The following is a 26,568-nucleotide window of genomic DNA, read 5'->3' on the forward strand; positions in this document are numbered from 1 at the left end:
CTGTCAAGCCCCATCTGTTCGCAGGTCGGAGAACTCCGGGTGGCGGTCCAGGTAGCCGGTGACGAACGGGCAGGTGGCCACGACCGGGGTGGCGCGGGCGCGGGCGTCCTCCAGCGCGGCCGAGGCGAGGCGGGACGCCAGGCCCTGGCCGGAGAAGGTCTGCTCGATCTCGGTGTGCATCAGCTCGATCTTCCCGCCGTGCCGCCGGTAGTGCAGCACCCCGGCGACCTCGCCGCCGAGCAGGATCTCGTAGCGGCGGCGCTCGAAGCTGTCGACGACGACCGCGTCGGCGGCCGGTTCGGGCCGGCCGACCTGGGCGCTGCCCTCGACCCGCAGCTTGCGCCGGGCCCGCTCGTAGAACGAGGTGCCACCGAGCCGGACCACCTGGGCGGCGGACGGCACCGGCTCGATCTTGAGCCGGTCGTCGGGCCCGGCGTAGCCCTCGATGATCCCGTCCACCTCGATGGCGAGCCGCCCGCTGGTGGGCAGCACGATCAGCTCCAGCGCTTCGGAGAGGGCCAGCATCAGCGAACGGTTGAACGACGAGTGCGCGGCCGAGGCGCTGACGATCAGGCCTTCGACGTTGGGCGAGACGATCGGGCCGCCGGCCGAGAACGAATACGCCGTGGAGCCGGTCGGCGTCGCCACGATCACCGCGTCGGCCGCGTAGTTGACGAAGTTTTTGTCCTCGACGGTGATGCCGACCGCGGCGAGCCCGTCCCCCGGCACCCGGACCAGGGCGATGTCGTTGAACGCGGACACCTCCCGCCCGTCCGGCAGGACGGTGCGCACCGCGGTGCGCGACTCGATGGTGAACCGGTGCTCGTCGATGACCGACAGCGCGCCCGCGAGGTCGGGCAGGTCGACCTCGGCTAGGAAGCCGAGCCGCCCGACGTTGACCCCGAGGACCGGCGTCTTGCGCCCCTCGACGAGCCGCATGGTGCGCAGCATGGTGCCGTCGCCACCCAGGCTGACCAGCAGGCCGGCCCGCTCGACCATCTCCTCGGGGCTGACCGCGACGGCCTCGCAGTCGATCCGGTTGATCTCGTCGTGCAGCCCGAGCACGGTGACCTCGCGGCGGGTGGCCCACTCGACGATGGCGTCGATGGCCGAGCCGCAGTCGCGCCGGGGGTGCAGCACCAACCCGACGACCTTGATCATGCCCATCCCGCGTACCCCGTCCTCCGGAAAGAACCAGCCTTGCACGACCTGCCTATCGGCGGCGAGGGCAAGGGATCGAGGACACGCAGCAGGCTGCCTTCAGTCCTGTCAAGGGTGGCGGAGGGGCGGTTGGAAGGGATGACCGGGCATGTTTCTTAAGTGTTTCTTGACAGCGTTGTCACACATAGACAGACTCCGATCAAGAGAGCGCTCTCCTTCCTCACATTCCCCTGCGTGGAAGGACTCCCCCATGCGTCGAAGAATGCTGGCGATCGCCGCGGCGACGATCACGGCCATCACTCTGACCCCACAACCCGCGCCCGCCGCTCCGCTGCAAACCGACATCGCGCCCGGCATGCTCGCCGCCATGCGTCGCGACCTCAAGCTCGACGACAACCAGATCGCGGTGCGGTTGCGCACCGAGGCGGCGGCGCCGGTCATCGAGAAGCGGTTGTCGGCCCGGCTCGGCTCCGCCTTCGCGGGCGCCTGGATCCCGGACGGGGCGTCGAAACTCACGGTCGCGGTGACTTCCGCTTCGGCCGAGGCTTCGGTACGCGCGGAAGGCGCCAACCCTATTCGCGTACGCCGGGGAGCCGCTGACCTTGCTGCCACCCGTACCCAATTGGACCGCAACGCATCGCACGCAGCGCAAGCGGGCGTCCGGGGTTGGCATGTCGACGTGCCCGGCAACCGCGTCGTCGTCCTGGCGAAGCCGGGCGCGGAAAGCGCGGCTCGGAAGTTCGCGCAGGGCGCCGAGGTCACCGTTGAATCACTCGCCGAACAGCCCCGGACGATGTACGACATTCGCGGCGGCGACCAGTACGTGATCAACGGCAACACGCTCTGCTCGGTCGGGTTCGCGGTGGCCGGCGGGTTCGTCAGCGCCGGGCACTGCGGCGGCACCGGCAGTCCCACGCTCGGTTACAACAACATCAGCCAGGGCACGTTCGCCGGCTCGTCGTTCCCGGGCAACGACTACTCGTGGATCCGCACGAACGGCAACTGGACGCCGCAACCGTGGGTGAACAACTACGCCGGCGGCAACGTCGTGGTGGCCGGCTCCGCGGACGCCGCGATCGGCAGCTCGATCTGCCACTCGGGCCGCACGTCCGGCTGGCGCTGCGGCACCCTGCTGGGAAGAAACGAGACAATTGTGTACGCCCAGGGCTCCGTCTCCGGGCTCTCGCGCAGCAACGCGTGCGCCGAACCGGGCGACTCCGGCGGGTCATGGATCTCCGGCAACCAGGCACAGGGCGTGACGTCCGGCGGCACCGGCAACTGCACCTCCGGCGGCACGATGTGGTTCCAGCCGGTGAACGAGATCCTCAGCACCTACGGTCTGTCGCTGACCACCAGCGGCGGCGGCAGCACCAACTCGCTGATCAGCGACTGGAACGGCAAGTGCATCGACGTGCCGAACGCCAACTTCTCCGACGGCGTGCCGCTGCAGATGTGGGGGTGCAACGGGACGGGAGCGCAGAAGTGGACGTTCACCAACGGCACCCTGCAGACGTCGAACAACAAGTGCATCGACGTGGCGTGGGGCTCGACGGCCAACGGTGCGGTCATCCAGATCGCCAACTGCAGCGGCAACGCGGCCCAGCAGTTCGTCCTCTCGGCCGCCGGTGACCTGGTGAACCCGCAGGCCAACAAGTGTGTCGACATCAACGGCTGGAACGGCAACGACGGCGCGAACCTGGTTCTGTGGGACTGCACCGGCGGCGCCAACCAGAAGTGGCACCGCGGGTAATCGAGCGCGGGCAAACGGGCAGAAGCACCTTAACGGAACCGTAAAAGATCAGGTTCGACTGGGCGCATCGGCGGGCTGCTTCAGAGGATGGCCAGGTCCCCCTAGCCGATCTTTGGAGTATCCCGACGATGCGGAAACGAACTCTCCTCTTCACTGTCGTCGCTGCGGTGGCGGCCGCGACGACGACCTGGATCGCCCTGCCGGCCTCCGCCGCAGCACCGACCGCATCCCTGCGCACGGTGTCGGACTGGGGTAGCGGCTGGCAGGACGAGGTGACCGTCAGTAACACCGGGGCGGCGGCCATGACGGCGTGGAAGGTGGAGTTCGATCTGCCGGCGGGAGCGGCGATCGGCAGTTACTGGGAAACGGAGATGACCGTCTCGGGGCGACACGTCACCTTCGCGAACCGGGGATGGAACGGGGCGCTGGCCGTCGGAGCGAAGGCGACCTTCGGGTTCGTCGGCTCCGGCGGTCAGCCCACCGGTTGCAAGGTCAACGGCTTGCCGTGCAACGGGGTCGTCTCCCCCACCACCGCGGCACCGACCACGCCCACGCTGAAGCCCACGACGGTTGCGCCCACCACCGTCGCGCCGACGCCGACCACGGTCGCGCCGACCACCACCGCCCCCAAGGCGGACGTGCCGCCCGCGTCGAACCTGCTCCCGGTCACGGTGAAGAACAACACCGGCCGTAGCGAGTCGGTCTTCCTCTACCTGCTCGGCGTCAACCTGGCGACCGGCAAGCTCGGCTACGTGAACGCGGCCGGCACCTTCACCGCCTGGACCGGCGGCGGCACCGTCCCGGTGCCCGCGCCGGACGTGTCGATCGCCGGCCCGGCCAACGGCGGCAGCACCACGATCAAGATGCCGAAGGGCCTCTCCGGCCGGCTGTACATGTCGTTCGGCCAGAAGCTCGACTTCCGCCTGACGACGGATGGCCTGGTCCAGCCCGCGCCGTGGGCGGGCGGCGACCCCAACCACGACATCCTGTTCGACTGGAGCGAGTTCACCCTCGACGCCGGCGGCCTGTTCCTGAACAGCTCGCAGGTCGACATGTTCGCGGTCCCGCACATCGTCAGCGTCACCGGCGGCACCGGCGTGACCCTCTCCACCGGCGAGCTGAAGTCCGGCGGCCGGCAGAACGTCATCAACGCCGTGAAGGCGAACGGCGACTTCGCGAAGAGCGTGGTCACCCGGGCCGACGGCACGGTCCTGCGGGTCCTGGCCCCCGGTAAGGCGGCCGACGCCGGCCTGATGAGCCCGACCTACCTGGACTCGTACATCAACAGCGCCTGGAACGCCTACGCGAGCAAGACCCTCACCGTCGTGCCGTTCGGCGACCAGCCCAACAACAAGTTCTCCGGGCGGACCAGCGGCACGGTCATGAACTTCACCGACACCACCGGCAAGACGGTGGCGTCCTTCAACAAGCCGTCGACGGCCAACGTGTGGGGTTGCGACGGCGCCCTCGGTGCCCCGAACGACCAGGTGGTCGGCCCGATCGCCCGCACCCTGTGCGCCGCCCTGACCCGCGGCACCCTGGGCACCTTGGACACCCAGCCGAGCGGCACCGCCGCCGACTTCTACAAGAACAACCCCGCCGACGTGTACGCCAAGGTCATCCACGAGAACATGATCGACGGCAAGGCGTACGCGTTCGCGTTCGACGACGTCCAGAACCAGGAATCCCTGGTCCACGACGGCGATCCGCGCACCGCCACCATCACGATGACCCCGTTCTGATCCGTATCTTCTCTTCGCCCTGACGTGCGGGCCCCGCTCCGGCGGGGCCCTCACGTGATTTTCGGGCTCCGGCGTTCGATCAGGGTTACGTCTCGCCAGGTGCCATGCAGGCGGCCTATCCGGTGGCGGGTTCCGACCGTGCGGAAGCCGCACCTCGCGTGCAGGGCCAGGCTTGCGGTGTTCTCCGGGAAGATGCCGGACTGGATGGTCCAGATGCCGGCGGTCTCGGTTGAGGTGATCAAGGCGGTCAGCAGCGTGCGGCCGACGCCCCGGCCCTGGTGGGCGGGGTGGACGTAGACCGAGTGCTCGACCACGCCGGCGTAGGCCGGGCGGGTGGAGATCGGGCTGCAGGCTATCCAGCCGGTCACCTCGCCGGTGGTGGTGTCCAGGGCTACGAAGCGGTGGGCGGGCAGGCGGGTGGTCACGAAACGGGACCAGTCCGGTGGGGCGGTCTCGAACGTCGCGTTGCCGGTCGCGATGCCCGCGCGGTAGATGTCGAGCACCTGGATGGCATGGTCGTCGGCCATCGGCGCCACGTGGATACCGGGGTGAATCTGCACCTCTCCAGGGTGCCAGGCCGCCGTTGTTGCGGGCGGCCCCGATAGTCAGGATTCGATACAGTCACGGTCCAGCTTTGTGAACGGGGACCGTGTCATGGAAGAACAGGGCAGGCCGGGCGAACCGCCGGCGCCCGAACAGCCGTCGTCGCCGCCGTCGGCCGACGGCACGCAGGCGCCGGCCGAACCGACCTGGGTGAGCCCGCCGTTGCCGCAGGCGCCGGCGCATCCGGATGCGCAGTGGCAGCGGCCGGACGGCCAGCCGCAGCAGCCGCAAATTCAGCCGCCGCCGTTCGGCGGACCGCAGCAGCCGCCGCCGGCCGTTCCGCCGTGGCAGGCGCCGCCGGCGTGGCAGCCGCCGCCCGGATATCAGCCGCCGGGCTATCCGGCGCCGGGCTATCCGGCGCCGGGGCAGTGGCAGGTGCCGCCCGGGCAGGTGCCGCCGGCCGGGTGGCAGGCGGCGCCCGTGATGTGGGAGCCGCCGGGGCCGGAGCAGGTTGCGCCGCCGTTCACCTCGCCGCCGCCCAAGCTCAAGCCGTGGGCGATCGCGCTGGTCATCGTGGTCGGGCTGCTGGGGATCGGCGGCCTGTACGCCTATGCGATCGCGCGCGAGGTCGACCGGGTCCAGGACCAGGTGGCCGAGCTGAACCAGGACGAGCCGTTCGGGCTGCCGAAGACGTGGCCGTCGGGGCCGACGCCGTTCTCGACCGGGGAGTCACCCGACCCGGTCGAAACCACGCCGTCGGGGCCGCAGGCCAGCACCTATCCGGTGCGCACCGACGAGGACCTGGAGCGGGTCTGCGACGGGTGGTATTACCCGCAGTCGCCGAAGTTCACCGGCAAGGCGCCGCACCAGATCTCGGTGGGCGTGATCGACAGCACCACCCTGCCCAGCCGGCACTTCGGGTCGGTGAGCGTGCCCGAGTTGAAGGAGTCGATCTGGCGGGCCTGGATCCCGACCGATCCGACCAAGACCCAGCTGGTCGGCTGCATCGACCTGGCCACCACCGGGGCGACCGCGAAGAGCTGCAAGTTCGACGATCCGAAGCCGGAGAAGATCGCGCTGAAGAAGGCGACCTACCGGGTGCGGCTGTTCGAGGCGGCCACCGGCAAGAAGCTGCTCGACAAGGCGGCGGTCAAGGGTGAGGACGAAACCTGCCCCACCATCGTGTATCTGCTCGGCGGTGAGTCACTCGTGAGCCAGGTGAGCGACCGGCAGGTCTACGAGTTCTTCCGTCCGTACGTGATGAAGAAGTAGGAAATTGAGGAGGACCTCCCCACCGCGGAGCAGCCACCCCTTTACCTCCTCGGAAGCGGGGCCTGGCAGGTCGGGGATCGGAATGGGATGAGTCTCCTCGAACACGACGGAGATACCTTCGGCGTCCTGGGTAGTTGCCTAATGGGCGAAGGCGACGGCCGTTTCCGGCTGCTCGACGGGAAGTCGGTGCGGTTGGACGACGAGGAAGCAGACCAGGGTGGCGGCGAGCATGCCGCCGAAGACCACGATGGCCATAGCGACGGCACCCACGCCGAGGATGCCTACCAGGGGCGCGGCGAGGGCCCCGACACCGAATTGGACGGCGCCGAGCAGGGCTGCGGCGGTGCCGGCTGCTTCGCCGTGGCGGGACAGAGCCAGGGCGGGGGCGTTCGGCATGGCGAGTCCGACCATGGCCAGGACCAGCCAGAGCGGGATCAGGATGCCGACCAGGCCGCCGACCTCGGTGATGGCCAGGATCAGCAGCACGAGGCCGAAGCCGAGCCCTGCGACCAGGGACCTGGCAAGGATCTGCTGGGGTGTCCACCGGCGTAGCAGCCGCACGTTGAACTGGGTGGCGCCGATCAGACCCACGGCGCCGCCGGCGAATACGTACGCGAACTGTTGTTCGCTGAGGCCGAAGCCGTCCTGCAGAACGTAGGATGAGCCGCTGACGTAGGCGAAAAGGGCGGCCATTGCCAGGCCGGCGACCAGGATCAGCCCGACGTACACCCGGTCGGTAAACAGCTTTCCGTAGTCGCGGACGGTGCCGGCGATCCCGCCGTTGCGGCGACGCTCGACCGGCAGGGTCTCCGGCAGCACGATCGCGGTACCCGCCATGATCGCGGCGGCGGCAACGGTGAGTACGACGAACACGCCGCGCCACGAGGTGAACTGCAGTGTTTGCCCGCCGATGGTCGGGGCGAGAATCGGGGCGACGCCGACCACGAGCATCAGCCGAGAGAACAGCTTCGCGGCGGCGAATCCGCTGAACAGGTCGCGGACGATCGCCATCGCTACCACTGCCGCCGCGGCGGCACCGAGGCCTTGCAGCACGCGCAGGGAGCCGAGGATCGCCAGGTTCGGTGCGATCACGCACAGCAGCGAGGCGATCAGGTGCACACCGACGCCGGCGAGTAGCGGCACCCGCCGCCCGACCGCGTCGGACAGCGGGCCGATCAGCAACTGCCCGAAAGCTAGGCCGACGAGCGTGCCGGTCAGGGTGAGCTGGACAGCCGCCGGGGTGGCGCCGAAGTCGCCAGTGATGGTCGGTAGTGCAGGCAGGTACATGTCGATGGTGAGCGGACCGAGCGCGGTGAGGAAGCCGAGCACGAGGACAATCCGGAAACGCCGCCCTGATGGGAGCAACTCCCCCGGGGACAGGTCGGCTTCGAGCGGGGTTACGGTGCGAGTCTCAGCCACACTTCACCGCAAGTCGTTGCCTGCTCGGTTTCTTCCGCCCGGACCCGTCATGGTAATAACGGTCACAAGACTGGAATATGGCCTCCTAGCAGCTGATATTCCGCTTGCGCTGCCGCCGCGGGGCCCTTCGTGGCACTGCTCGGCGCCAGGGCCGCGACGCCACGATGGGCGCCGCGGCCGTCAGCTTTCGGGCTCGTTGTTCGCGGACCGGCGGCGGGCGAACACCAATCTGCCCACGTTTATCATGATCCAGACCACGGACAGCACCACGCCGAGCCAGAGTCGCTGCTGAAGGCAGACCGCTAGGACGATGGCGAAGACCGTGATCTGAACCAGAGGAGTTATCACTTATTTACATCCCGTAGCCAGGTGGTAGATGAGATAACCGATGATGAGGCCGAGCCCGGCCTCGATGATGCCGGCCGCGCCGGCCGCGCCCCGAGCCGCAGCCGTTCCGATTTTGTACAGCTTGTGAGTGCCTTCAGCGATTTGTCCGCCGGTCTCCGCTGCCGCTCCGATGCCGAGGGTGATGCCGAAGATCTGTCCGCCCGAGCACTTCTGGCCGGTGAGGTCGTTGGTACTGAACGGGTCGCCGTTGACGTAGGTGTAGTTGTTCGCGCAGCCGCCGTCGATCGGGTCGACGCTCAGGAAACGCCCCTCCGATCGCTGGTAGGCCCGGGCGCCGAGGATGGCGATACCGGTGACGTTGTCGGTGAGTTTGCTGCTGGAACCGAACGTGGTCAGGGTGTTGCCACCCGCGGCGTTGGCGAGCGTCGAGCCGGTCGCGGTGGGCTGCCCCCAGGGGTCGTAGGTGATGGGTCCGGTCTGGCGCGCGCCGGCGTTGTCGGTGGTAACGGTGTAGTTGCCGTGCAGGTCCGGATAGGACCAGACGTTGCCGGCGGCCTGCGCGGTGAGCAGGACCCCGCCGGGCAGGTTGACGAGTTTCTGCAGTACGGCATTGCTCGCGCTGAGCACGGCGACGGGAGCGTCCGAGTAGCCGCCGAAGGCGTAGTGCACCGTGGTGGTGGACGTCGCGTGGCCTATCACCCGGTCGAGTGCGTCGTAGGTGTAACCGGTGGTCGCCCCCGACGCGGTGGTGGTGGCCAGCCGGTCGGCGGCATCCCAGGTGAGGGTAGTGCCGGCGTCGTTGAGCTGGTTGCCGTGCGCGTCGTACGCGTATTGGCTGTTGGTGCCCGCGCTCGTGCTCGAGGAGACGATCTGGTCGGCACTGTTGTAGCAGTAGTTCGTGCTGCTCGCGCTTCCGCCGGTCGGCGTGATCGTGACGCTTGAGCGGTTGGTGTTGGCACCCGCGTTGGCGTTGGCACAGCTGCCGGCGGCGTAGCCGTACGTCGCCGATGCGCTCGGCAGGTAGGCGGTGACCAGCCGCCCGGCGCCGTCGTACGTGTAGGTGGTGGCGGTCGAACCGGCCGGGTTCGGGTTGGTCAGGCCGGTGCCGTTGATGTCCTCCAGTTCGGTGGTGACCCGCCGGGCCGGTGACAGGGTGGTCTTGTTCCCGGCGACCAGGGTGCCGCTGCCGGTGGTGAAGACCAGGCTGTTCTGGGTGCCGAGACCGTCGTATCCGATCGTCGCGTTCGTCCCGTTGCCGTAGGTGACGCTGGTCAGGTGCTCGGTGGCGCCGTCGTAGTGCGAGGTCGCCACCAGCGTGCCGTCGGCGGTGACGGTGGCCGGGTTGCCACTGTTCGGATCGTAGGTCTTGGTGATCGTGCCCTGCGGACCCGATGTGCCGGTGACCTGCCCGGACTGGTTGTAAGTCGTCGTGCTGGTCTGCCCGTTGGCGTCGGTGTAGCTGACGAGTCGGCCGAGCAGGTCGACCTGGGTGGTGATGGTGCCGCCGGTGTCGGTCACGCTGGAGACCAGCGGGTTGCCGCCGACGTTGAAGGTGTAGGTGCTCGTACGGGCGGATGCGCTACTGGTCGCCGGCCATGACCGGCCGGTCACGCGCCCGATCGCGTCGTAGGCGGTGCATTGCCAGGCTTCGCTGCCGATGCGCCGCCCCACCTGACGCCCAGCTGCGTCGTAGACGAACTGCTGCACGCGGGCCGGATCGGTCTGGGACTTCAGCTGCCCGCCTTGCGGCGTGCCGGCGGCGACGCCGCAAGCTGCCGCAAGCGGACCTTCGGTGCCGGAATAGTAGGCGTACGTCGTGGCATTGCCGGCCGGGAGCGTACGGCTGATCTTGCGCAGGTAGGTGGAGGTGCCCAGCGGCTCGTAGGCCGTGGTGGTGGTCAGTCCGCCGACCGTGATCGAGGTGGCCAAGCCGTACTGCGGCCCTGCCGTGCCGTCGGAGTAGCCGGTGGTGGTGACTACGCCGTCGGGGTCGGTGGTGCTGGTCTCGAGCCGGTATCCGGGGTCGAGGACGGCGTTGGCGACGACCGCTCCGGCCATCGTGACGGCGAACTCGTTGAGCTGGGTCGCCGACCCCTGGAAGTCGACCTGTACGGCGTGGAGGCCACCGGCGAGCTCGGTGCCGCCGCTCGCCGTCGTCGTTCGGGTCTGACCGGCGGTGAAGCCGCTGACGTCCGGGCCGTCGTGGGCGACCGGGACGGCGTCGACCGCGACAGTGACGGCCTGACTGCTGCTGACGCCGAAAGTGTAGGTGCCCGCGGAGGCGACCCCGATGGTGCCGGTCAGCCGCAGGGTCCACTGGCCGGCGGCGTCGGAGCCGATCGGCGGGGAACCAGCGTTCCAGTGCGCGCACAGCCGGCCGCTGGTGGCCCCGCACAGGGCTTGCGGCTGCGTGCCGCCCGGACCGGCGGCGTGCACCGCCACCGGACCGGCGGCCTGCCCGTTCGCCCAGAAACTGGCGGCGAGTCCGGTCAGCCCCTCGTCGTATCCATGGTGGGTGTGCGGCACCGCCACCCCGCAGCCCGCGGTTCCTTGCGGGTCGCTCACGGGCAGGTAGCCCTGGGCCGCACCGGCCGCGGTGGCGCCGGCCGGCCAGCCGCCCCCGAAGCAGGCCACCGGGGCGGGGCCGTACGTGTCGGTGGCGTCACCGTCGGCGTCGTAGACCGTGCTGGTCTGCTCGCCGTCCGGGGTGACGGTGACGATCGGCTGGTCGGTGCCGCACGTCGTCGCGCAGCTCTGGCCGGCCGCCGTGGCGTTCGCCCAGACCGTCGTGGTGGTGCCGCCGCCCGAGTTGTTCTGCCCCGTGATGCGTCCCTGGGTGTCGTAGGTGATCCGCGACGCGTAGCCCGAGCTGGGCTGGAAGCCGACGATCGCCGCATCGGTGTGGTCGGTCGCGTAGGTGTAGATGCGGCCGGGCCGGGCCGCACCGGCGGTCGGTGCGGGCTGGACGACCGTGCCTACCCGGCCCTTGGTGTCGTAGCAGATCTGCGTGTCAACCGGCGTGACGGACAGCCCGGTCGTGTTGGCCGGGCAGGCGAGTGGGGTCCCGGCGGCGTTGCCCGCGTTGACGTAGCCGTCGGCCAAGGCGTCGCGGATGTCGGCGAGCCGGTTGTCGCTGTCGTAGGCGAGCAGGATGTTCTGCCCGGCCGGGTTGGTCACCGAGGCGAGCTGGCCGGTGCCGTTGTACCCGAACGTGGTGGCGGTGCCGTCCCAGGCCGCGGCCTTGCACAGCATGCCGGCGGGTGCCGGGGCGGTGCCCGGGCAGGCCGTATCACCGCCGTACGAAAGCGTGACCGTCCGGCCGGAGACCGGGTCGGTGATGCCGCGCAGCAGTGCGGGGGTGCCGGAGTACGTGTACTGCAACGCGGCCGGGTGCCGGTCGTCGGTGGCGCCGGTCATGGCGGCCACGCTGCCGTCGGCGTTGAAGGTGTAAAGCTGGTTGTCGGCGGTCGCCAGCTGCAGGCGTCCGTTGCCGTCGACGTTGAGGTGGTCGTTGTTGCCGGGCTGCGATCGGTAGTGGCCGGCCGCCTGGCGGGTGAACGTCGCCGTGTTCCCGGAGGCACCCTGGATCACGACCTGGCTGCCCTCGTCGTCAACCCGGATCCACTGCGCCGTGGCCGGGTTGGCCTGCAGGCTCCAGCCGGCCGGGACGCCATTGGTCGCCGGAGTCAGCCAACTGCTCGGCACCACCCACGCATTGGTCGTGGTCGAGCCGGTGATCTGCGTGTTCTTGGCCCACAGCTGGACGGTGTCGGTCTTGCCGCTCTGGCCGAGGACCCAGCTGTCGACCTCGATCTGGTAGGTCTGCGACCCGGCGGCCGTGGCCGTCCCGTACGCCGGGGCGATCGCGCTCGCCGTCCCGGCCCAATCGTCGTAGCTGGGAGTGGCCGAGCCGTTGAGGTAGACCCGGATGCCGCCGGTGCTGATTCCGCCCAGCTGCCAGGTGCCGGCGGGCAGGCTGAGCACCCCGGTCCACCGGGTCAGGAACGGCGCGTCGCTGGTGGCGGTCCCGCCGAGGCCGCCGACCGGAGTGTTGCCACGGCCACCCTTCCAACTCGCGTTGATCGAGGCGTCGGCGCGCTGCCCGACCGCCGAGCCGGTGAACGTGTGCGTGCCGCTGTCGGCGAAGTACTGACCGGTCAGCCCGTAGTTGCCGCCCCGGGCGATGGAGGACTGGGCCGAGTTGTAGCTCAGGGCGATACCGGCGCTGCCGGACACGGTCTGCATGCCGGCGGTACCGACCGTGACGGCGAGGTTGCCGTTCACCATGTTGACCGTCTCGCTCGCGGTCGGTACGCCCGGCGACGGAAGGCCCTTACTCGGCTCGGTGGTGCCGTTGGGCGGTGATCCGACGGTGTCGGTCGGAGCCGGCCCGCCCGCGTCAAGCCGCCGTTTCACCTGGAAGCTGACGGCGGACGACGACGAGGGTTTCAGGTTGCCGGTGAAGTTCGGGTCGCCGGCGTAGATCGGGGTGATCGAGCTGAGCACCTTGGCGTAGTAGGTGACGCCGTCCTTCAAGCTGCCTGGCGGCACCGTCCAGTTGACGGGGTCCCCCGGAGCCACGCCACCCGAGATCCACCCCGAGTCGACCACCGCGCCGGTGCCGTCCGCCGACGTCGACACCCGGAAGTCGTAGAAGATCGTGCCGTTGTCGTTCGCGTTGTCGTCGGTGACCCGCGCAGCGGTCAGCGTGGTGTCGGTGGTGGAGACGATGCTGCCGTCGGCCGGCGAGCTGATCACCGTCGGATGCGGCTGCTGGTAATACACCGACATGAAGAACATGTAGCTCGGGTTGAATGTGCCGAGGTTTCCGCCGCTGGTCGCGTTGACCGCGCTCGGCGTGCCCAGGCCGAACCACCAGCCGTCGGAACGGCTCGCGAGGTAAGACCAGTTGTCCCAGCCGACCGAGGGTTGCATGTCGACGGTCGACTGCGGGCCGGCGTCGGTGTAGATGAGCTGGCCGGCGGCGATACCGGAGAAGGTGGAACTGCCGGGCAATCCGTAGATCGGGGCGTTAGTCACCTTGCAGTCGCAGTTCAGCGAAAGATAAACACCGGCGAACTGCCAGGGCTGGTCGCCGGGCGCCGTCGTGGGCGCGGTGGGGGCCGGAACGTACGTCTGGGCGCGCCAGTTGGCGCCGGCCGCGTCCTGCCCGATCTGCATGACGCCGTTCGCAACCTGGCCGCCGTCACTGACGCTCGAGATGGTCCAGGTGCTCGCGAAGGAGAGGGCCGCATAGCTCGGGTCGATGACCAACGGATAGGCGGCGGGAGGCAACGTGGCCAGCCATCGCGCGGACACCGAGATCGACACGAGGTCACCGGCAACGGTCAGCCGGACCTGCGCGGCCTTGGTCTGATCGAGCGACGCGCCGGCGGCGATGGACACTGTCGGCGCCGGCACCGAGCCGACCCGAGCACCACCGGCCACCAGGTCGAGACCGCCGCTCCGGTTGGCGGTCGCGGTGGCTCCGTTCAGCCGGAACGAGAAGCTCGACGGTGCGCCCGGGGCGGCGACGACCAGGTCTTCCTTCACCGCCCCGGCGGTGACCAGCTCGGTGAGGTCGGTCTGCGCCCAGAGCCCGCGGTAGGCGACGGACGCGCCGGACACCACCGCCGCACGGCTCGGGTCGGTGACGCCCTGGGGCACGAACCCGAAGTTGTGCTTGCCGACCGTGAAGTTCAGGGCGCCGGCCGGGCCGGCCGCCATCGACCAGTCGTTCGCGCCGGACTTCCACCACCCCGGATTGCTGGCGACCGGCGTGAGATTCGAGTCGATCGCTGACCATGTGCCTGCCGCGGTCTTGTAGAAGTGCGGCGTCAGGTACCGGCGAACCGACCGGCTGCCGTCCGAGTTCTGCCAGGTCGAGGTGGACGCTGTGCGGGCGCTCACGAGCTCCCGGACCGCGGTCGGCTTCGCATGGGACAGCCCTGCCGTGGCGTAACGCCCGATGGGGGTCGCCGTTCGCCGGGCCGACGTCGGCGCGGATCGAAGCAGTGACCGGCTGGGCCGGGGCACCGGCGCAGGGGACGCGGATGCGGGCGAGGCACCTGGAACCAGGGCCAGCGGCGCCAGCAGAATCGCGGCAATTCCGGACATCATTGGTCTACTGTGGACAGAAAACATCTCCACTCTCCCCGTGAGAGTCTGCGGTTATGGGGACGAGACTCCACCTGGCTTATAACGCTTGTCAATATCTAAATTACCGAGAAGTACGAAGATCCCCCGCGCGGCTTCACCCTTATTTTGATGTATGGCGAATCAACGATCTCGCGGACGATTCGGGCCGTCTGCCTGGATGCCGACCCAAGTGCCCGGCCGCTTGATCTGCACCAAGAAAGGTGCTTGGCTGGCCAGCACTATCCGAGTCGGACAGTTCTTCCACACGATGCCGACAGTGGGACTCCGAGGGCTGACGCGTTCCATCGCAAGCCGCCGGCCGACTGATTATCCATCGATTCCCACAACGTGCGGGCCGGGCTGTGATCGACGGCGGGCATTGAGCAACATCAATCAACCGAGGCTGGCACAGGGAGCATCAACACGCGCCGGCGCTCGCGCTGTCCCGGCACGGCGAGGCGGCCGGCACCGCGGCGGCGCTGCTGACCCTGCACGTGGTGGTGCCGGCCGAGGCAGCTGCCGGTCGAGGACCTGACCGATGTGGTGGTCGTCGCGCACTGAATCAGTACAACTACGGATTGACGAAGACGCCCACGGGAAAAAGACTTCGACCATGCGCGATCGATCTCGCCGGTGGGCGTGGCTCGGTGTTCTGATCACCGGCCTGGTTCTGTACGTCATCGTTCTGCGGACCCTGGTCCACACGCAGAATCCCAACTTCGTCCCGGCGCTGATCCTGCTCGGCGCCACGGTCGTGCCGCTGTCCTTCCTGACCTTCGCCCAGGCCCGCACCGGCCGCTGGGAGGTGCCGGCGTCCGCACTGGTCACCGCGGCGTTCTTCGGCGGTGTGGTCGGCATCGTGGTGGCCGGCACGCTGGAGTACAACACGCTGCGCGGGCTCGGCGTGCTGCCGATGGTGCTGGTCGCGATCATCGAGGAGTCGGCCAAGCTGATCGTCCCGGTGGTGCTGCTCTTCACGGTGCTGGCCCGGCACGGCCGGCGGCTGCCGTCGGACGGCCTGATCATCGGGGTGGCGTCCGGCATGGGCTTCGCCGCGCTGGAGACGATGGGCTACGCGTTCACCGCGCTGCTCTCCTCGAACGGCAACATCGGCGCCGTCGAGGAGACGCTGTTCATCCGCGGGCTCACCTCGCCGGCCGGGCACACCGCGTGGACCGGCCTGACCGCGGGCGCGCTGTGGGCGCTGATCGCCTCGCCGACCGGCAAGCGGACGGTCCAGTTCCTGCTGACCTTCGCCGGTGCGGTGGCGCTACACACCTGCTGGGACACGTTCACCAACCTGTGGGCGTACATCATCCTCGGGGCGATCAGCCTGGGCTGGCTGTTCATCGAGCTGGCCCGCTATCGCGCGTTCAGCGAGCACACCCTCGGCGGGCGGTTCGGGCAGGCGGTAACGGTCTAGATTCACCTCATGCGCAGCCCTACCCAGCTGGATCTGTCCGAGAAGGACATCGCCACGATCGTGTCCGAGGGCCTCGGCGCCGGGATCACCGGCGCCGAGGAGCTGAACGGCGGCACGTTCGCCACCGTCTGGCGGGCCGGCCTCGACGACGGCCGGCAAGTGGTGGTCAAGGTGGCGCCGCCGGCGTCGGTGCGCATGCTCCGGTACGAAGCGGGCATGATCCCGGCCGAGGCCGAGTACTTCGCGCTGGTCGCCGCGCATGCTCCGGGCGTGCCGGTGCCGGAGGTGCTCGCCGCCTCATCCGACTGGATCATCACCGCGCTGCTCCCCGGATCGCCGCTGACCAGCGCCGACTCGGCCCGGGCCCGCACCGAGCTGGGCGCCGCGGTCCGCCGGGTGCACACCATCACCGGCCCGCACTTCGGCTACACCGGGGATCGCGCGGCCGGCGACGACTGGCCGACCGCGTTCACCCGGATCATCGAGGCGCTGCGCGCCGACGCCGCCGACTGGCATGTCCCGCTGCCGCCGCTCGACGGGGTGGTCGAGCGCCATCACGACGTCCTCGCCACGGTGACCCGGCCGGCCCTGCTGCACTTCGACCTGTGGGACGGCAACGTGCTGGTCGGCGCGGACGGCGCGATGACCGGGCTGGTCGACGGCGAGCGCTACCTCTACGGCGACCCGCTGCTGGATCTCGTCTCGCCGGCCCTGTTCCGCCGGATCGAGGAGCTGCCCGACCACCCGTTCCTGGCCGGTTACCGCCCGGAGCCGTTCGACGAGTCCGCCCGGATCCGGCTGGCGCTCTACCGCGTGCACCTCTACACGCTGATGATCGCCGAGATCCCCAGCCGGGGCCTCGGCCGCGACCGGCACGATTTCCTCACCGGCCTCCTTGAAGCCGAGCTAGGCGCGCTCGGCGAGCGCTAGGAAGTGGTCCGCCGGGTCGTCGTAGCGCAGCAGCTTCCACCCGGTCGCGGCCAGCAGCGGCTCCAGGTTCTCCCGGTTGAGCGGCTCGTCCGGGCGCAGCGTGCGGCCGTGCCGGGCGGCCAGCGCCGCCCGCCCCGACGGGTGGAAGATCATCAGCTTGCCGCCGGCCCGGGTCACCCGGGCCAGCTCGGCCAGGCCGGCCCCGGGATCCGGCAGGTGCTGCACCAGGCCCGCCGCGAAGACCAGGCCGGCCACCGCATCCGGTAACGGCAGCCGGCGGGCGTCGGCGATCACCAGGTCGGCGACGGCTTCCCGGCCCGCCTGCCGGGCGGCGTGCAGCATCGCCGGGGTCAGGTCGAGGCCGATCACCCGGCCCTGCGGACCGACGGCGGCGGCCAGCGCGGGCAGCGCCCGGCCGGTGCCGCAACCGACGTCGAGGGCGAGGTCACCGGGGCGCGGCGCGGCCACTTCCACCGCCATCGCGTACGCCGGGAGGTCGTCGCCGAACTTCGTGTCCCACCCGGCCGCGCGGGCGCCGAAGAACGCCCGGCTCTCCGCCAGATACCACCTCTCCGGGTCGGCCAGCCGCGGGTGCACGTGCCGGATGACCGGCCACTCCGGATCGTGGTGGTCGATCACCACCTGGGCCCGCCGCTCGCCCTCGCCGTTGGCCAGGCCCCGGCCGCGCGGGCCGCTGCGAAGGTAGACGATCACCCGGTCGGCGGCCGGTTCGAGCACGTTGAGCGCCGAATCGGAGCGGCCGCCGGACGGGCCGCTGAGCCCGAGCACGGCGTCGACCGTCCAGGCTCGGGCCGAGGGCGGGAAGGCGGCGGCGAGGCAGGCCGCGAAGCTGGCGGCGGCACCGTGATCACCGCCGTCGACGATCACGGTGAGGGGCGCTCGCGGGCCCAGCACCTCGGCGAGGAAAGCGGTGACCTCATGGATCCGTTCCGGCACGCCGTTTAGCATGCCGCCGCCCGAGGGACCTGTGCAACGGTTACGCATCTGCGGGGCTGACTGCCTTTCTTGGCTGGCTTTTGCGGCCCTAGAGTGACGTCGTGACGACCTACCGCATCGGCGAGGCCGCCGATCTGCTCGGCGTCAGCGTCGACACCGTGCGGCGCTGGGTCGACGCGGGCCGGCTGGTGGCCGACCGCGACGACCACGGGCACCGCAGCATCGCCGGCGCCGACCTGGCCGGTTTCGCCCGTTCGCTGGCCGACGATCCCGACCCGGGTTCCCGCCGGTCGTCGGCGCGCAACCGGCTGCGCGGCATCGTCACCGCGATCACCCGCGACTCGGTGATGGCGCAGGTCGACATCCAGGCCGGGCCGTTCCGGGTGGTCTCGCTGATGAGCCGGGAGGCGGTCGACGAGATGGCGCTGGAGGTCGGCTCGACGGCGGTGGCCGTGATCAAGTCGACCACGGTGGTCGTAGAACGAGGGGACGACAAGTGAAGAAAATCCTGACCGCGGTGGCGATGGTCGCCGCCCTGGCAATATCCGGCTGCGGCGACTCCTCCGACACCTCGACCCCGGCGGCCGGCGCCTCCTCCGCGAGCGGCGTCTCCGGCAACCTCACCGTCCTGGCGGCGGCCTCGCTGACCGAGTCGTTCAACAAGATCGGCAAGGACTTCGAAACGGCCAACCCTAACGTCAAGGTCACTTTTTCGTACGGCGGTAGCTCCGGCCTGGCCCAGCAGATCACCTCGGGCGCCCCCGCCGACGTGTTCGCGTCGGCCAGCCCCGCCACCATGAAGACCGTGACCGACGCCGGCGACGCCAACGGCGAAGCCACCGTGTTCGTCAAGAACCAGCTGGTCGTCGCGGTCACCAAGGGCAACCCGAAGGGCATCAGGACGCTCGCCGACCTGACCGAGCCGGGCCTGAAGGTGGCGCTCTGCGCCGAGCAGGTGCCGTGCGGTGCCGCCGCGAGGAAGGCCCTGGCCGCGGCGAACGTCAAGGTCACCCCGGTCACCCTGGAGCAGGACGTCAAGGCGGCCCTGTCCAAGGTGAAGCTCGGCGAGGTCGACGCCGCGCTGGTCTACCGCACCGATGCCAAGGCCGCCACGGCCGACGTCGACGGCATCGAGTTCCCCGAGTCGTCCGGCGCCATCAACGACTACCCGATCGTTACGCTGAAGAGCGCCCCGAACCCGTCGGCCGCCGCCGCGTTCGTGGCCTACGTGCAGAGCGGCCCCGCGCTGGACGTGCTCGTCGAGGCAGGGTTCCAGAAGCCATAAAGAAGCAACGCCGGAAGGTGCCACCGGCCCTGGCGATCCCCGCGATCGCCGGGCTGGTGTTCCTCGTCCTACCCCTGTTCGGGCTGCTCTGGCGGGCACCCTGGTCGACCCTGCCGGAACGCCTCACCGAGCCCGGCATCCTCGCCGCGCTGCGCCTGTCGCTGCTGACCGCCACCCTGGCCACCGCGGTGAGCCTGGTCCTCGGGGTGCCGCTCGCCTGGCTGCTGGCCCGCACCGAGTTCCCCGGCCGCCGGTTCGTGCGTGCCCTGGTCACCGTCCCGCTCGTGCTGCCACCGGTGGTCGGCGGGGTGGCGCTGCTGCTGGTATTCGGGCGGCGCGGCCTGCTCGGCGGCTGGCTCGACGCGACGTTCGGGGTGAGCCTGCCGTTCACCACCGCCGGCGTCGTGGCCGCCGAGGCGTTCGTCGCCATGCCGTTCCTGGTGATCAGCGTGGAGGGCGCGCTGCGCGGGGCCGACGCCCGCTACGAGGAGGCCGCGTCGACCCTCGGCGCCACCCGCTGGACCGCCTTCCGCCGGGTCACCCTCCCGCTGATCGCGCCCGGGGTCGCCGCCGGGGCGGTGCTGTGCTGGGCGCGGGCGCTCGGCGAGTTCGGCGCCACCATCACGTTCGCCGGCAACTTCCCCGGCCGCACCCAGACCATGCCCCTCGCCGTCTACCTGGCCCTGGAACAGGACCTGGACGCCGCCATCGTCCTCAGCCTGGTCCTGCTGGTCGTCTCGATCGGCATCCTGGCCGCGTTGCGCGACAAGTGGGTCGCGCCGTGAGCCTCGACGCCCACCTCGTGGTCACCCACCCCGGGTTCTCGCTCGACGTCGAGCTCACCGCCGCGCCCGGCGAGGTGGTCGCGCTGCTCGGGCCGAACGGGGCCGGCAAGACCACCGCGCTGCGGTCGCTGGCCGGGCTGGCCGCGCTCGACGACGGGCACGTCACCCTGGACGGGGTCCGGCTCGACGACGAACCGCCGGAGAACCGCCGGATCGGTGTGGTGTTCCAGGACTACCTGCTGTTCCCGCACCTCACGGCGCTCGACAACGTCGCCTTCGGGCCCCGCTGCCGGCGGGTGCCGCGCCGCCAGGCCCGGGACACCGCCCGGGAGTGGCTGGAGCGGGTCGGTCTGGCCGAGCACGTCCGCAAGAAGCCGCGCCAGCTCTCCGGCGGCCAGGCCCAGCGGGTCGCGCTGGCCCGCGCGCTCGCCGCCGAGCCGAAACTGCTGCTGCTCGACGAGCCGCTCGCCGCCCTCGACGCCCGCACCCGGCTGGACACCCGCTCCGCGCTGCGCGGGCACCTGACGTCGTTCCCCGGCGCGACCGTGCTGGTCACCCACGACCCGCTGGACGCACTCATGCTCGCCGACCGCCTGGTGATCATCGAGGACGGCCGGATCGTGCAGTCCGGCGACGCCGCGACGATCACCGCCCAGCCACGCACCGACTACGTGGCCCGCCTGGTCGGCCTCAACCTCTACCGCGGCCGGGCGGACGGCACCACGGTCCTGCTCCCGGACGGTTTTTCGCTGATCACCGCCGTACCCCAGGAAGGTGCGGTTTTTGTGGCTTTTCCGCCGTCGGCGGTGTCGCTCTTCGCGGCGCGCCCCGAGGGCAGCCCGCGCAACACCTGGCCCGCCACGGTGACGTCGGTGGCCCGGCACGGCGACGCGTTACGCATCGAGCTGACCGGCCCGCTCGCGGTAGCGGCGGACGTCACACCGGCCGCCGCTGTGCAGCTGGAACTCGAGCCCGGCCGTGAGGTGTGGGCCACCGTGAAAGCCACGGAAGCGACCGCCTATCCCGCGTAATGGATAGCGTTGGCCGCATGGAGGCACTCGAGCTGTCGGATTACCGTGCCGTGGTCGCCCGCAACTACCTGGAGGCGGTGGATCTCAAGGACTTCCGGGCCCGCCGCGACGAGCTGTTCGCGACGCATCCGCAGTCACCGGTGCCGGCCGGGACGTTCACCGGGTTGCGCTACTACCCACCGAACGACGACGCGATCGTCGAGGTCGAGGCGGTCGAGGCGGACGGCGAGATCGACATCGACACCGGCGGCGCGGACGGGGTCGTCCACTACCGCCGGGTCGCCATCCTGCCCACCCCGTTCGGCGAGCTGTCGCTGTGGTGGATCGCGGCATACGGCGGCGGTTTGTTCCTGCCGGTCCGCGACGCGACCTGCGGAAAGACGACGTACGGCGGCGGCCGCTACCTGACCGACACGGTCAAGGGCACCCACGGCCGCGGCGTCGAAATGCTCGGCGGCACCCGGGTCCGCCTCGACTTCAACTACCTTTTCAACCCCTCCTGCGCGTACGACGATGCCTGGCTCTGCCCCCTCGCACCCCCGGAGAACCGGCTTTCGGCAGCCATCGAGGCCGGCGAACTCACCTACCACTGAGATTGCCGGCCTTATCGGTGATCCGCCGATAAGCGCCGATGTCGGATCTTGGCGGTGCCGAACTTTCCCCGAGTGAGCCTCGGACGCGGCGATCCCGCCGGGCGGTCTACCTCACGGAGAACCAGGCCGAGATGTCCAAGACGCTCCTGGTCGCGACGACCGCCGACGACGAAGCAATCTGCCGGATCATCGTCGCCGGCAAGGTGGCCGTCGAGCGCACTTCCAAGAAGGTCGCGGCCTGCATGGAGAACATGCCGAAAAGCTAGACCACGCACCGAGCCACGAGTTCGGGTCGCCTGTTGTCGGGTATTGCTGTGGCCATGACATCAGTGGAGCGCACGTTCTCGGTCGCAGCCCCGGCTGCCGCCGTGCTGGCCTATTTGAGCGACTTCGGCAACACCGAGCAGTGGGATCCGGCCACGCAGAAGACGGTCCGCACCGACGCCGGACCGATCGCGCCGGGTGCGACCTGGGTCAACACCTCGAAAGTGTTCGGGCGCGAGAGTGAGATCACCTACACCCTGCGCAGCCTGGACGGCGACACGATCGTCTTCGTCGGCGAGAACAAGACGCTTACCTCGGTCGACACCATCACCGTGCGCTCCACCGGACCGGGCTCGGAGATCACCTACCACGTCGACCTCGATCTGCATGGGATCGCCGTCCTGGCCGCCCCGGTGATGAAGCTCGAGTTCGAGAAGCTGGCGCGCGAGACCGTGAAGAAGATGACTGAGGTTCTCGCCCGGCTGTGAGCCGGGCGTACACGCGGGCATGGTGCCGGCCGCGAATGTGGATCCGCCTTTTCCCTTTCTCGAATGAGCGGGAATCTCCTTGCCACGCGGCCGGCGATGACCGGAACCGGCAACCGCCTGGGTCGAAGAAATTCCAAGGGGCGACGAGTAAGCCAGGGCGTTCGAAAGACCGGACCGTACTGAGCGCTACCGGCGACGGCGATCGCGCCGACTCGCTGTATCGGACGCGCTGTCGTGCCGATGACGGTACGACAGTAAAGGACACGGACCCGATTTATGGGCCGGCCGGCTCATCGTAATGGGCAGCACAACACAGTCCTTGGTGCGAGCCACGTAGCGTAGCCCGAATCGGAAGAGCCGAGGGATTCCTTGCGTTCCGATTTCGGCCGGCACAATAAGCGGGGCACCCAGGTCGAGATACTCCTTGCCGAGCCGCATGCGGGAACTGCCGGCTTTCGTGACGTTCTTGAACCAGTCCGACCGGGGTCCGAAGTTGAGACCGACGACCACGGTGTCGCCTACCCGGAATGCCCGGACCGGCGTATGACGTATCCTTCCGGAGCGACGCCCGACGTGCTCCAGGTCGGCGAAGGCGGCGTGACCGGCGAGATGCAACATCATCCGATTCAACGGTCCGCGCACGGCCCTGCTCAGTACCCGCGGGAATGGCATGTACACCTGCCTTGGCGCGATATGTAGCCCGGTGTTCGACACCTCCTACCGTCAAGTCGGGACGGCCCGCTGGGCAAGAGCCGGCGGGTTGTCGAATTCAGGGCGTAATTCCCTGGACTCCGGCGCGGTGCACCGCTTCCGCGATCAGCCGCTGCGCGGGCCGCTCCCTGCTTCTTCCGCAATGACCGTGGCGTTCGCTCCAGGACTTGGTGCCGGTCAGATTGATCTCTCCGCCCTTGAGTACGGCCTGGTAGGAGGCGCTGGCCAGCGGCTCGCCCCACCGTGAGCGTGGGCCACCGTAGGGGACTTCCGGGCCGCTCGGTGGGCAGAGGACGCAGATCGCGTCGGTGGCGGTGCCGGTGGCGGCCAGGCCCAGGTCGCGGATGGCCTGGGTCTTCGCCTCGGTGATGGTGGCGACCGCGTTGACCAGGGCGCCGTCGCTCAGTCGCTGCGGCACCCATGCCACCACGTTGATCGTGCCGGCGTGTGTTGCCGCCGAGCGCGCCGCCGGGTCGTAGGCCTGGATCGGAGCGCCCAGGCCCACCGTTGCCCACAGCCTGATGCCGTCGTCGCCGGTCTCGATCACGTCGGTCACGTCGACGCCGGTCATCAGGCCCACCCCGCGGCCGGTCAGGCCCAAGCCGGCGGCGATCTCGGCCAGGTGGGTGGCCGGGTCGTCGCGGTCGTAGGACATCGGGACGGTGGCGTTGATCAGCCAGTGGCACTCCCCCACGCCGCCGCCCAGGGTGGCCGACGAGATCGCCATGGCCGGCGCCGGTAGGCGCCAGACCAGCAGTGGGATGTCGTCGCCACCCTCGCGGCGGCGGGTCAGCGTGGGGTCGGGGAACACCGTTCGACCCTAAACCCGGCCAGCAGGGCGGCCACGGCGGTGGCCGCCAACAGGAGGCCGGCGGCGCGGAACGCCGGGGACGGGCCGTGCAGGTCGGTCAGCAGGCCGGCGAAGGCCGCGCCGGCCGCGTTGCCGCCGTTGGCCGCCACGTTGACCCAGGTGCCGGCCTCGGTGCGGTGCTCGGGTGGGGTCAGGTCGTCGGCGGCCAGGTAGGCGACCACGTAGAGCGGGGAGATTGCCACGCCGGCCAGGGCCATCACCGCACCCAGGACCAGCAGGCCGGGGGCGGCCGAGGCGGCGAGCAGGCCGAGGCCGAAGACGGCCAGGAGGCCGGCGAAGTGCCACGACCGAGGGCGAGTGTGCCGGCGCCGGGCCCAGAGCAGGCCGCCGGCCACGCTGCCGGCGGCCACCCCGGCCTCCAGCACACCGGCTACGCCTGGGTGGCCGGCGTTCTGGGCGGCTACCGCCATGCCGGTGAAGGCGACGCTGATGCCGCCGCCCGCGATCACCAGCACGGCCAGGACCGGCCACAGCCGGGCCGAGCGCAGCGGGCCCAGGTCGAAGATCCGGCCGGGCGTACTCGCCGGGAGTGGCCTGGCGGGCACCGAAGCCGTCATGCCCAGCGTGCCGCCCAGCAGCAGGACGGCGGTCACCACCACCGCCCAGCGGGCCGGGGCGACCGCGATGAGCAGGCCGGTGATGAGCGGCCCGACCAGGTACAGCGTCTCCTCGGCGATGGCGTCCAGGGCGTACGCACGCTCCTTGAGGCCGGTGCCCTCGGTGAGTGAGCGCCACGCCGAGCGCATGGCCGGACCCAGCGGTGGGGCCGCCAGGCCCGCGAGGGCGACGAACGGCACCGGCCAGGGGACGAACGCGGCCAGCGCGAGGAACACCGCGCAGGCCAGGGCGAGCCAGCGCAGCAGCATCGGGCGACGGTCGGCGAGCCGGGACTTCATCGGCATGGTGATCGAGGTGAGGCCGAAGAGGGCTATCGCCAGGCCGGCGGTGGCGTAGGAGCCGCTGGTGTCGCGAACGGTGAAGAGGAGGGCGAGTGGGAGCAGACCGTACGACAGACGGCCGGCCAGCGCGGGCGCGAAGATGCGCAGCGCGGACGGCAGCTGAAGGACGGCACGGTAGCTCCCCGCCTCGGCGGGGGCAGACATGGAGGAACTCCTTGGAATGTCCAGACATGGGTAGGGGCGCGCGCTGCGGCGGCAGGCCCTACGGCGGTGTCTGTGACATGCGAGGGATCTTACCCCGGCCACTCGCTTTCCAGAACCGCCCAGATCTCCGAGTCGTGCCGGACGCCCTTCCACGGGTAGCTCTCCCGCAGGGTGCCCTCCAGCCGCATGCCCAGCCGGCGGGCGACGTTGGAGCTGGACTTGTTGTCGGGGCGGCAGTGCCACTCGACACGGTGCAGGCCGCGCACCCGGAAGGCCCAGTCGATCAGCTGCCGGACGGCGGCGTTGATCAGGCCGCGGCCGGTGGCCGACGGTTCCAGCCAGCAGCCGACCTCGGCGATGCCCCGGTCGGCGTCGAAGGAGCCGAACAGGACGCCACCGACCAGGGTGCCGTCCAGCCAGATGCCGTAGAGGCGGCCAGCGTCGGCGGCCTGCAGGTCGGCGTAGCGCTGGAGGGTGGCCCGGGCCGAGTCGAGGTCGCTGCTCATGCTCGCCCATTTGATCCACGGGTCGACCGTGTCGCGGGCTCGGTCCATGTGGGCCAGGAATTCTTCGGCCTGCCAGGGCTCCAGCGGCCGCAGCGCGGCGCCGTCCCCGAGATCGACGCTGTACACGAGGGAAGCCTACGTCCGCCGTCCAGGCAGTTTTCACCTGCCGGGCGCCCACAGCTAAGAAACTTATTCATAGATTTAGCTCGGTCTATCTAAGGAGCGGGCATGAAGGTTTTCGTAGCGGCGGGCGCGCTGGTCGCGAGTCTGATCGTGGCGGCACCGGCACACGCGGCACCGTCGCGCGCCGAGGTGGCGCTGCGCTGGGCGCCGATCCATTACCAGGACGTGGACGCGACCGGCAGCCACGCGCTGGGCGGCAAGTCGGACTTCATCACCCGGTACGACTACGACAACAACCTCATCGGCACCGACAACTGGGATCACGCGGGGCAGAGCACCGCGGCGGCCGCCTACTACTCGGTGACCGAGACCAGCAGCCACTGGTTCATCACGTACTTCTTCTACCACCCGCGCGACTGGGTCGATCACCCGTTCTTCGAGACCGAGCACGAGAACGACGGCGAAGGCCTCACCGAAATCATCGAAAAAGACGGTTCCGAGTACGGCGTACTGCGCGCCGCCGTCACCGTCGCGCACAGCGACTTCTACTCCTACGCCCCGGCCGGCAGCACCTGGACCAACGGCAAGGAGACGATCGACGGGACGCTGCAGCTCAAGGCGTCCACGCACGACTCGTTCCAGCACCCGGTGACCGCGCAGGAGGCCAAGGGGCACGGCTTCAAGGCCTGGCCGCAGTACGACATCAACGGCGACGGCATCGTCTACTACCCGTCGCTGACCGCCTCCGAGTCGCCGAGCGGCGCCGACGACCGGGACGTGCAGTACCAGCTGATCGACATCTTCGCGGCCGGTGGCATGTGGGAGCAGCGCGGCAACGCCAACCTGTTCGCGGCGCTCGGCACGTTCAAGGGCGACACCTCGGGCGACTGCGGCGTCGGCACCTACTCGTGCGGCACCAACTCGGCGAACGCGCCGTGGGGCTGGGACGACGGGAACGACGTGCCGGCCCGCGGCGAGATCGCGACCGACGCGGCGAAGCTGTCGGCCGAGTACTTCACGGTGCCGGGCACGCTGTCCCGGACGTACACCTACAACCCGTACGGCAACGCCACGGCCGCCCTGAAGCAGGCCGCCGCGACGCTGCCGCGCACCGTCGACTAGCAG

General features: G+C 70.0%; 22 protein-coding genes. 13 read left to right on the plus strand and 9 right to left on the minus strand.

Annotation, left to right across the window (positions count from 1 at the left end):
* Positions 1-3 precede the first annotated feature (3 nt).
* Positions 4-1,161 carry an NAD(+)/NADH kinase gene (locus tag Adu01nite_RS17575; RefSeq protein WP_239132482.1) on the minus strand — a complete coding sequence of 386 codons (1,158 nt, stop codon included), beginning with the start codon at positions 1,159-1,161 and terminating at the stop codon, positions 4-6.
* A 250-nt stretch (positions 1,162-1,411) separates the two neighbouring features.
* Here Adu01nite_RS17575 and Adu01nite_RS17580 point away from each other — a divergent pair, with 250 nt between their 5' ends.
* Both Adu01nite_RS17580 and Adu01nite_RS17585 read left to right on the plus strand, forming a co-directional pair.
* Positions 1,412-2,911: a ricin-type beta-trefoil lectin domain protein gene (locus tag Adu01nite_RS17580; protein ID WP_239132483.1), complete on the plus strand. Its 1,500-nt coding sequence runs from the start codon at positions 1,412-1,414 to the stop codon at positions 2,909-2,911.
* Between the two features lie 128 nt (positions 2,912-3,039).
* Entirely contained in the window at positions 3,040-4,653 is a 1,614-nt protein-coding gene (locus Adu01nite_RS17585; protein ID WP_203727963.1) for a beta-1,3-glucanase family protein, read from the plus strand.
* 50 nt (positions 4,654-4,703) lie between these two features.
* On the opposite strand, the gene Adu01nite_RS17590 is transcribed toward Adu01nite_RS17585, so the two are convergent.
* On the minus strand, positions 4,704-5,180 hold the full coding sequence (locus tag Adu01nite_RS17590) for a GNAT family N-acetyltransferase (protein ID WP_203728007.1): 477 nt from the start codon (positions 5,178-5,180) through the stop codon (positions 4,704-4,706).
* 127 nt (positions 5,181-5,307) lie between these two features.
* Between Adu01nite_RS17590 and Adu01nite_RS17595 the strand changes: the two genes are divergently transcribed.
* Positions 5,308-6,468: a hypothetical protein gene (locus tag Adu01nite_RS17595; protein ID WP_203727964.1), complete on the plus strand. Its 1,161-nt coding sequence runs from the start codon at positions 5,308-5,310 to the stop codon at positions 6,466-6,468.
* 138 nt (positions 6,469-6,606) lie between these two features.
* Here Adu01nite_RS17595 and Adu01nite_RS17600 read toward each other — a convergent pair whose 3' ends face one another.
* Positions 6,607-7,887 carry a multidrug effflux MFS transporter gene (locus tag Adu01nite_RS17600; protein ID WP_203727965.1) on the minus strand — a complete coding sequence of 427 codons (1,281 nt, stop codon included), beginning with the start codon at positions 7,885-7,887 and terminating at the stop codon, positions 6,607-6,609.
* Between the two features lie 348 nt (positions 7,888-8,235).
* The gene (locus tag Adu01nite_RS17605) at positions 8,236-14,145 is read right to left on the minus strand and encodes an RHS repeat-associated core domain-containing protein (protein WP_203727966.1); all 5,910 of its coding nucleotides are present in this window, start codon (positions 14,143-14,145) and stop codon (positions 8,236-8,238) included.
* Between the two features lie 841 nt (positions 14,146-14,986).
* Between Adu01nite_RS17605 and Adu01nite_RS17610 the strand changes: the two genes are divergently transcribed.
* Together Adu01nite_RS17610 and Adu01nite_RS17615 are read left to right on the plus strand one after the other, a co-directional pair.
* Entirely contained in the window at positions 14,987-15,796 is an 810-nt protein-coding gene (locus tag Adu01nite_RS17610) for a PrsW family intramembrane metalloprotease (RefSeq protein WP_203727967.1), read from the plus strand.
* Between the two features lie 9 nt (positions 15,797-15,805).
* On the plus strand, positions 15,806-16,726 hold the full coding sequence (locus tag Adu01nite_RS17615) for a phosphotransferase (protein ID WP_203727968.1): 921 nt from the start codon (positions 15,806-15,808) through the stop codon (positions 16,724-16,726).
* Here Adu01nite_RS17615 and Adu01nite_RS17620 read toward each other — a convergent pair.
* Positions 16,703-17,683 (minus strand): methyltransferase domain-containing protein, encoded by a 981-nt coding sequence (locus Adu01nite_RS17620; RefSeq protein ID WP_239132484.1) that lies wholly within the window; start codon positions 17,681-17,683, stop codon positions 16,703-16,705. The genes Adu01nite_RS17615 and Adu01nite_RS17620 overlap by 24 nt on opposite strands.
* Positions 17,684-17,784: 101 nt before the next feature.
* Between Adu01nite_RS17620 and Adu01nite_RS17625 the strand changes: the two genes are divergently transcribed.
* From Adu01nite_RS17625 to Adu01nite_RS17650, 7 genes are all read left to right on the plus strand, one after another.
* Positions 17,785-18,183 carry a TOBE domain-containing protein gene (locus tag Adu01nite_RS17625; RefSeq protein ID WP_203727970.1) on the plus strand — a complete coding sequence of 133 codons (399 nt, stop codon included), beginning with the start codon at positions 17,785-17,787 and terminating at the stop codon, positions 18,181-18,183.
* Positions 18,180-18,968 carry a molybdate ABC transporter substrate-binding protein gene (gene modA, locus Adu01nite_RS17630; RefSeq protein ID WP_379131850.1) on the plus strand — a complete coding sequence of 263 codons (789 nt, stop codon included), beginning with the start codon at positions 18,180-18,182 and terminating at the stop codon, positions 18,966-18,968. Before Adu01nite_RS17625 ends, modA begins: the two co-directional genes overlap by 4 nt.
* Positions 18,965-19,753: an ABC transporter permease gene (locus Adu01nite_RS17635; RefSeq protein ID WP_203728009.1), complete on the plus strand. Its 789-nt coding sequence runs from the start codon at positions 18,965-18,967 to the stop codon at positions 19,751-19,753. Before modA ends, Adu01nite_RS17635 begins: the two co-directional genes overlap by 4 nt.
* Entirely contained in the window at positions 19,750-20,784 is a 1,035-nt protein-coding gene (locus Adu01nite_RS17640) for an ABC transporter ATP-binding protein (RefSeq protein WP_203727971.1), read from the plus strand. Before Adu01nite_RS17635 ends, Adu01nite_RS17640 begins: the two co-directional genes overlap by 4 nt.
* A 17-nt stretch (positions 20,785-20,801) precedes the next feature.
* Positions 20,802-21,377 carry a DUF1684 domain-containing protein gene (locus Adu01nite_RS17645; protein WP_203727972.1) on the plus strand — a complete coding sequence of 192 codons (576 nt, stop codon included), beginning with the start codon at positions 20,802-20,804 and terminating at the stop codon, positions 21,375-21,377.
* A 131-nt stretch (positions 21,378-21,508) separates the two neighbouring features.
* Positions 21,509-21,643: a hypothetical protein gene (locus Adu01nite_RS48500; protein ID WP_275414663.1), complete on the plus strand. Its 135-nt coding sequence runs from the start codon at positions 21,509-21,511 to the stop codon at positions 21,641-21,643.
* 54 nt (positions 21,644-21,697) lie between these two features.
* The gene (locus tag Adu01nite_RS17650) at positions 21,698-22,129 is read left to right on the plus strand and encodes an SRPBCC family protein (protein ID WP_203727973.1); all 432 of its coding nucleotides are present in this window, start codon (positions 21,698-21,700) and stop codon (positions 22,127-22,129) included.
* 186 nt (positions 22,130-22,315) lie between these two features.
* Here Adu01nite_RS17650 and Adu01nite_RS48935 read toward each other — a convergent pair whose 3' ends face one another.
* The 4 genes from Adu01nite_RS48935 to Adu01nite_RS17670 all read right to left on the minus strand — a co-directional run bounded on the left by Adu01nite_RS48935 (position 22,316) and on the right by Adu01nite_RS17670 (position 25,446).
* The gene (locus Adu01nite_RS48935) at positions 22,316-22,801 is read right to left on the minus strand and encodes a nitroreductase family deazaflavin-dependent oxidoreductase (RefSeq protein WP_369076822.1); all 486 of its coding nucleotides are present in this window, start codon (positions 22,799-22,801) and stop codon (positions 22,316-22,318) included.
* Between the two features lie 97 nt (positions 22,802-22,898).
* Complete coding sequence (locus Adu01nite_RS17660) at positions 22,899-23,651, minus strand: adenosylcobinamide amidohydrolase (RefSeq protein WP_203727975.1); 753 nt, start codon at positions 23,649-23,651, stop codon at positions 22,899-22,901.
* Complete coding sequence (locus tag Adu01nite_RS17665; RefSeq protein WP_203727976.1) at positions 23,630-24,814, minus strand: MFS transporter; 1,185 nt, start codon at positions 24,812-24,814, stop codon at positions 23,630-23,632. The genes Adu01nite_RS17660 and Adu01nite_RS17665 overlap by 22 nt, the downstream gene beginning before the upstream one ends.
* A gap of 89 nt (positions 24,815-24,903) precedes the next feature.
* Positions 24,904-25,446 carry a GNAT family N-acetyltransferase gene (locus Adu01nite_RS17670; protein WP_203727977.1) on the minus strand — a complete coding sequence of 181 codons (543 nt, stop codon included), beginning with the start codon at positions 25,444-25,446 and terminating at the stop codon, positions 24,904-24,906.
* Positions 25,447-25,548: 102 nt separating this feature from the next.
* Between Adu01nite_RS17670 and Adu01nite_RS17675 the strand changes: the two genes are divergently transcribed.
* Positions 25,549-26,565 carry a hypothetical protein gene (locus tag Adu01nite_RS17675; protein WP_203727978.1) on the plus strand — a complete coding sequence of 339 codons (1,017 nt, stop codon included), beginning with the start codon at positions 25,549-25,551 and terminating at the stop codon, positions 26,563-26,565.
* Positions 26,566-26,568 lie beyond the last annotated feature (3 nt).

The organism is Paractinoplanes durhamensis (assembly GCF_016862175.1).
In the GTDB taxonomy this organism is placed as follows: domain Bacteria; phylum Actinomycetota; class Actinomycetes; order Mycobacteriales; family Micromonosporaceae; genus Actinoplanes; species Actinoplanes durhamensis.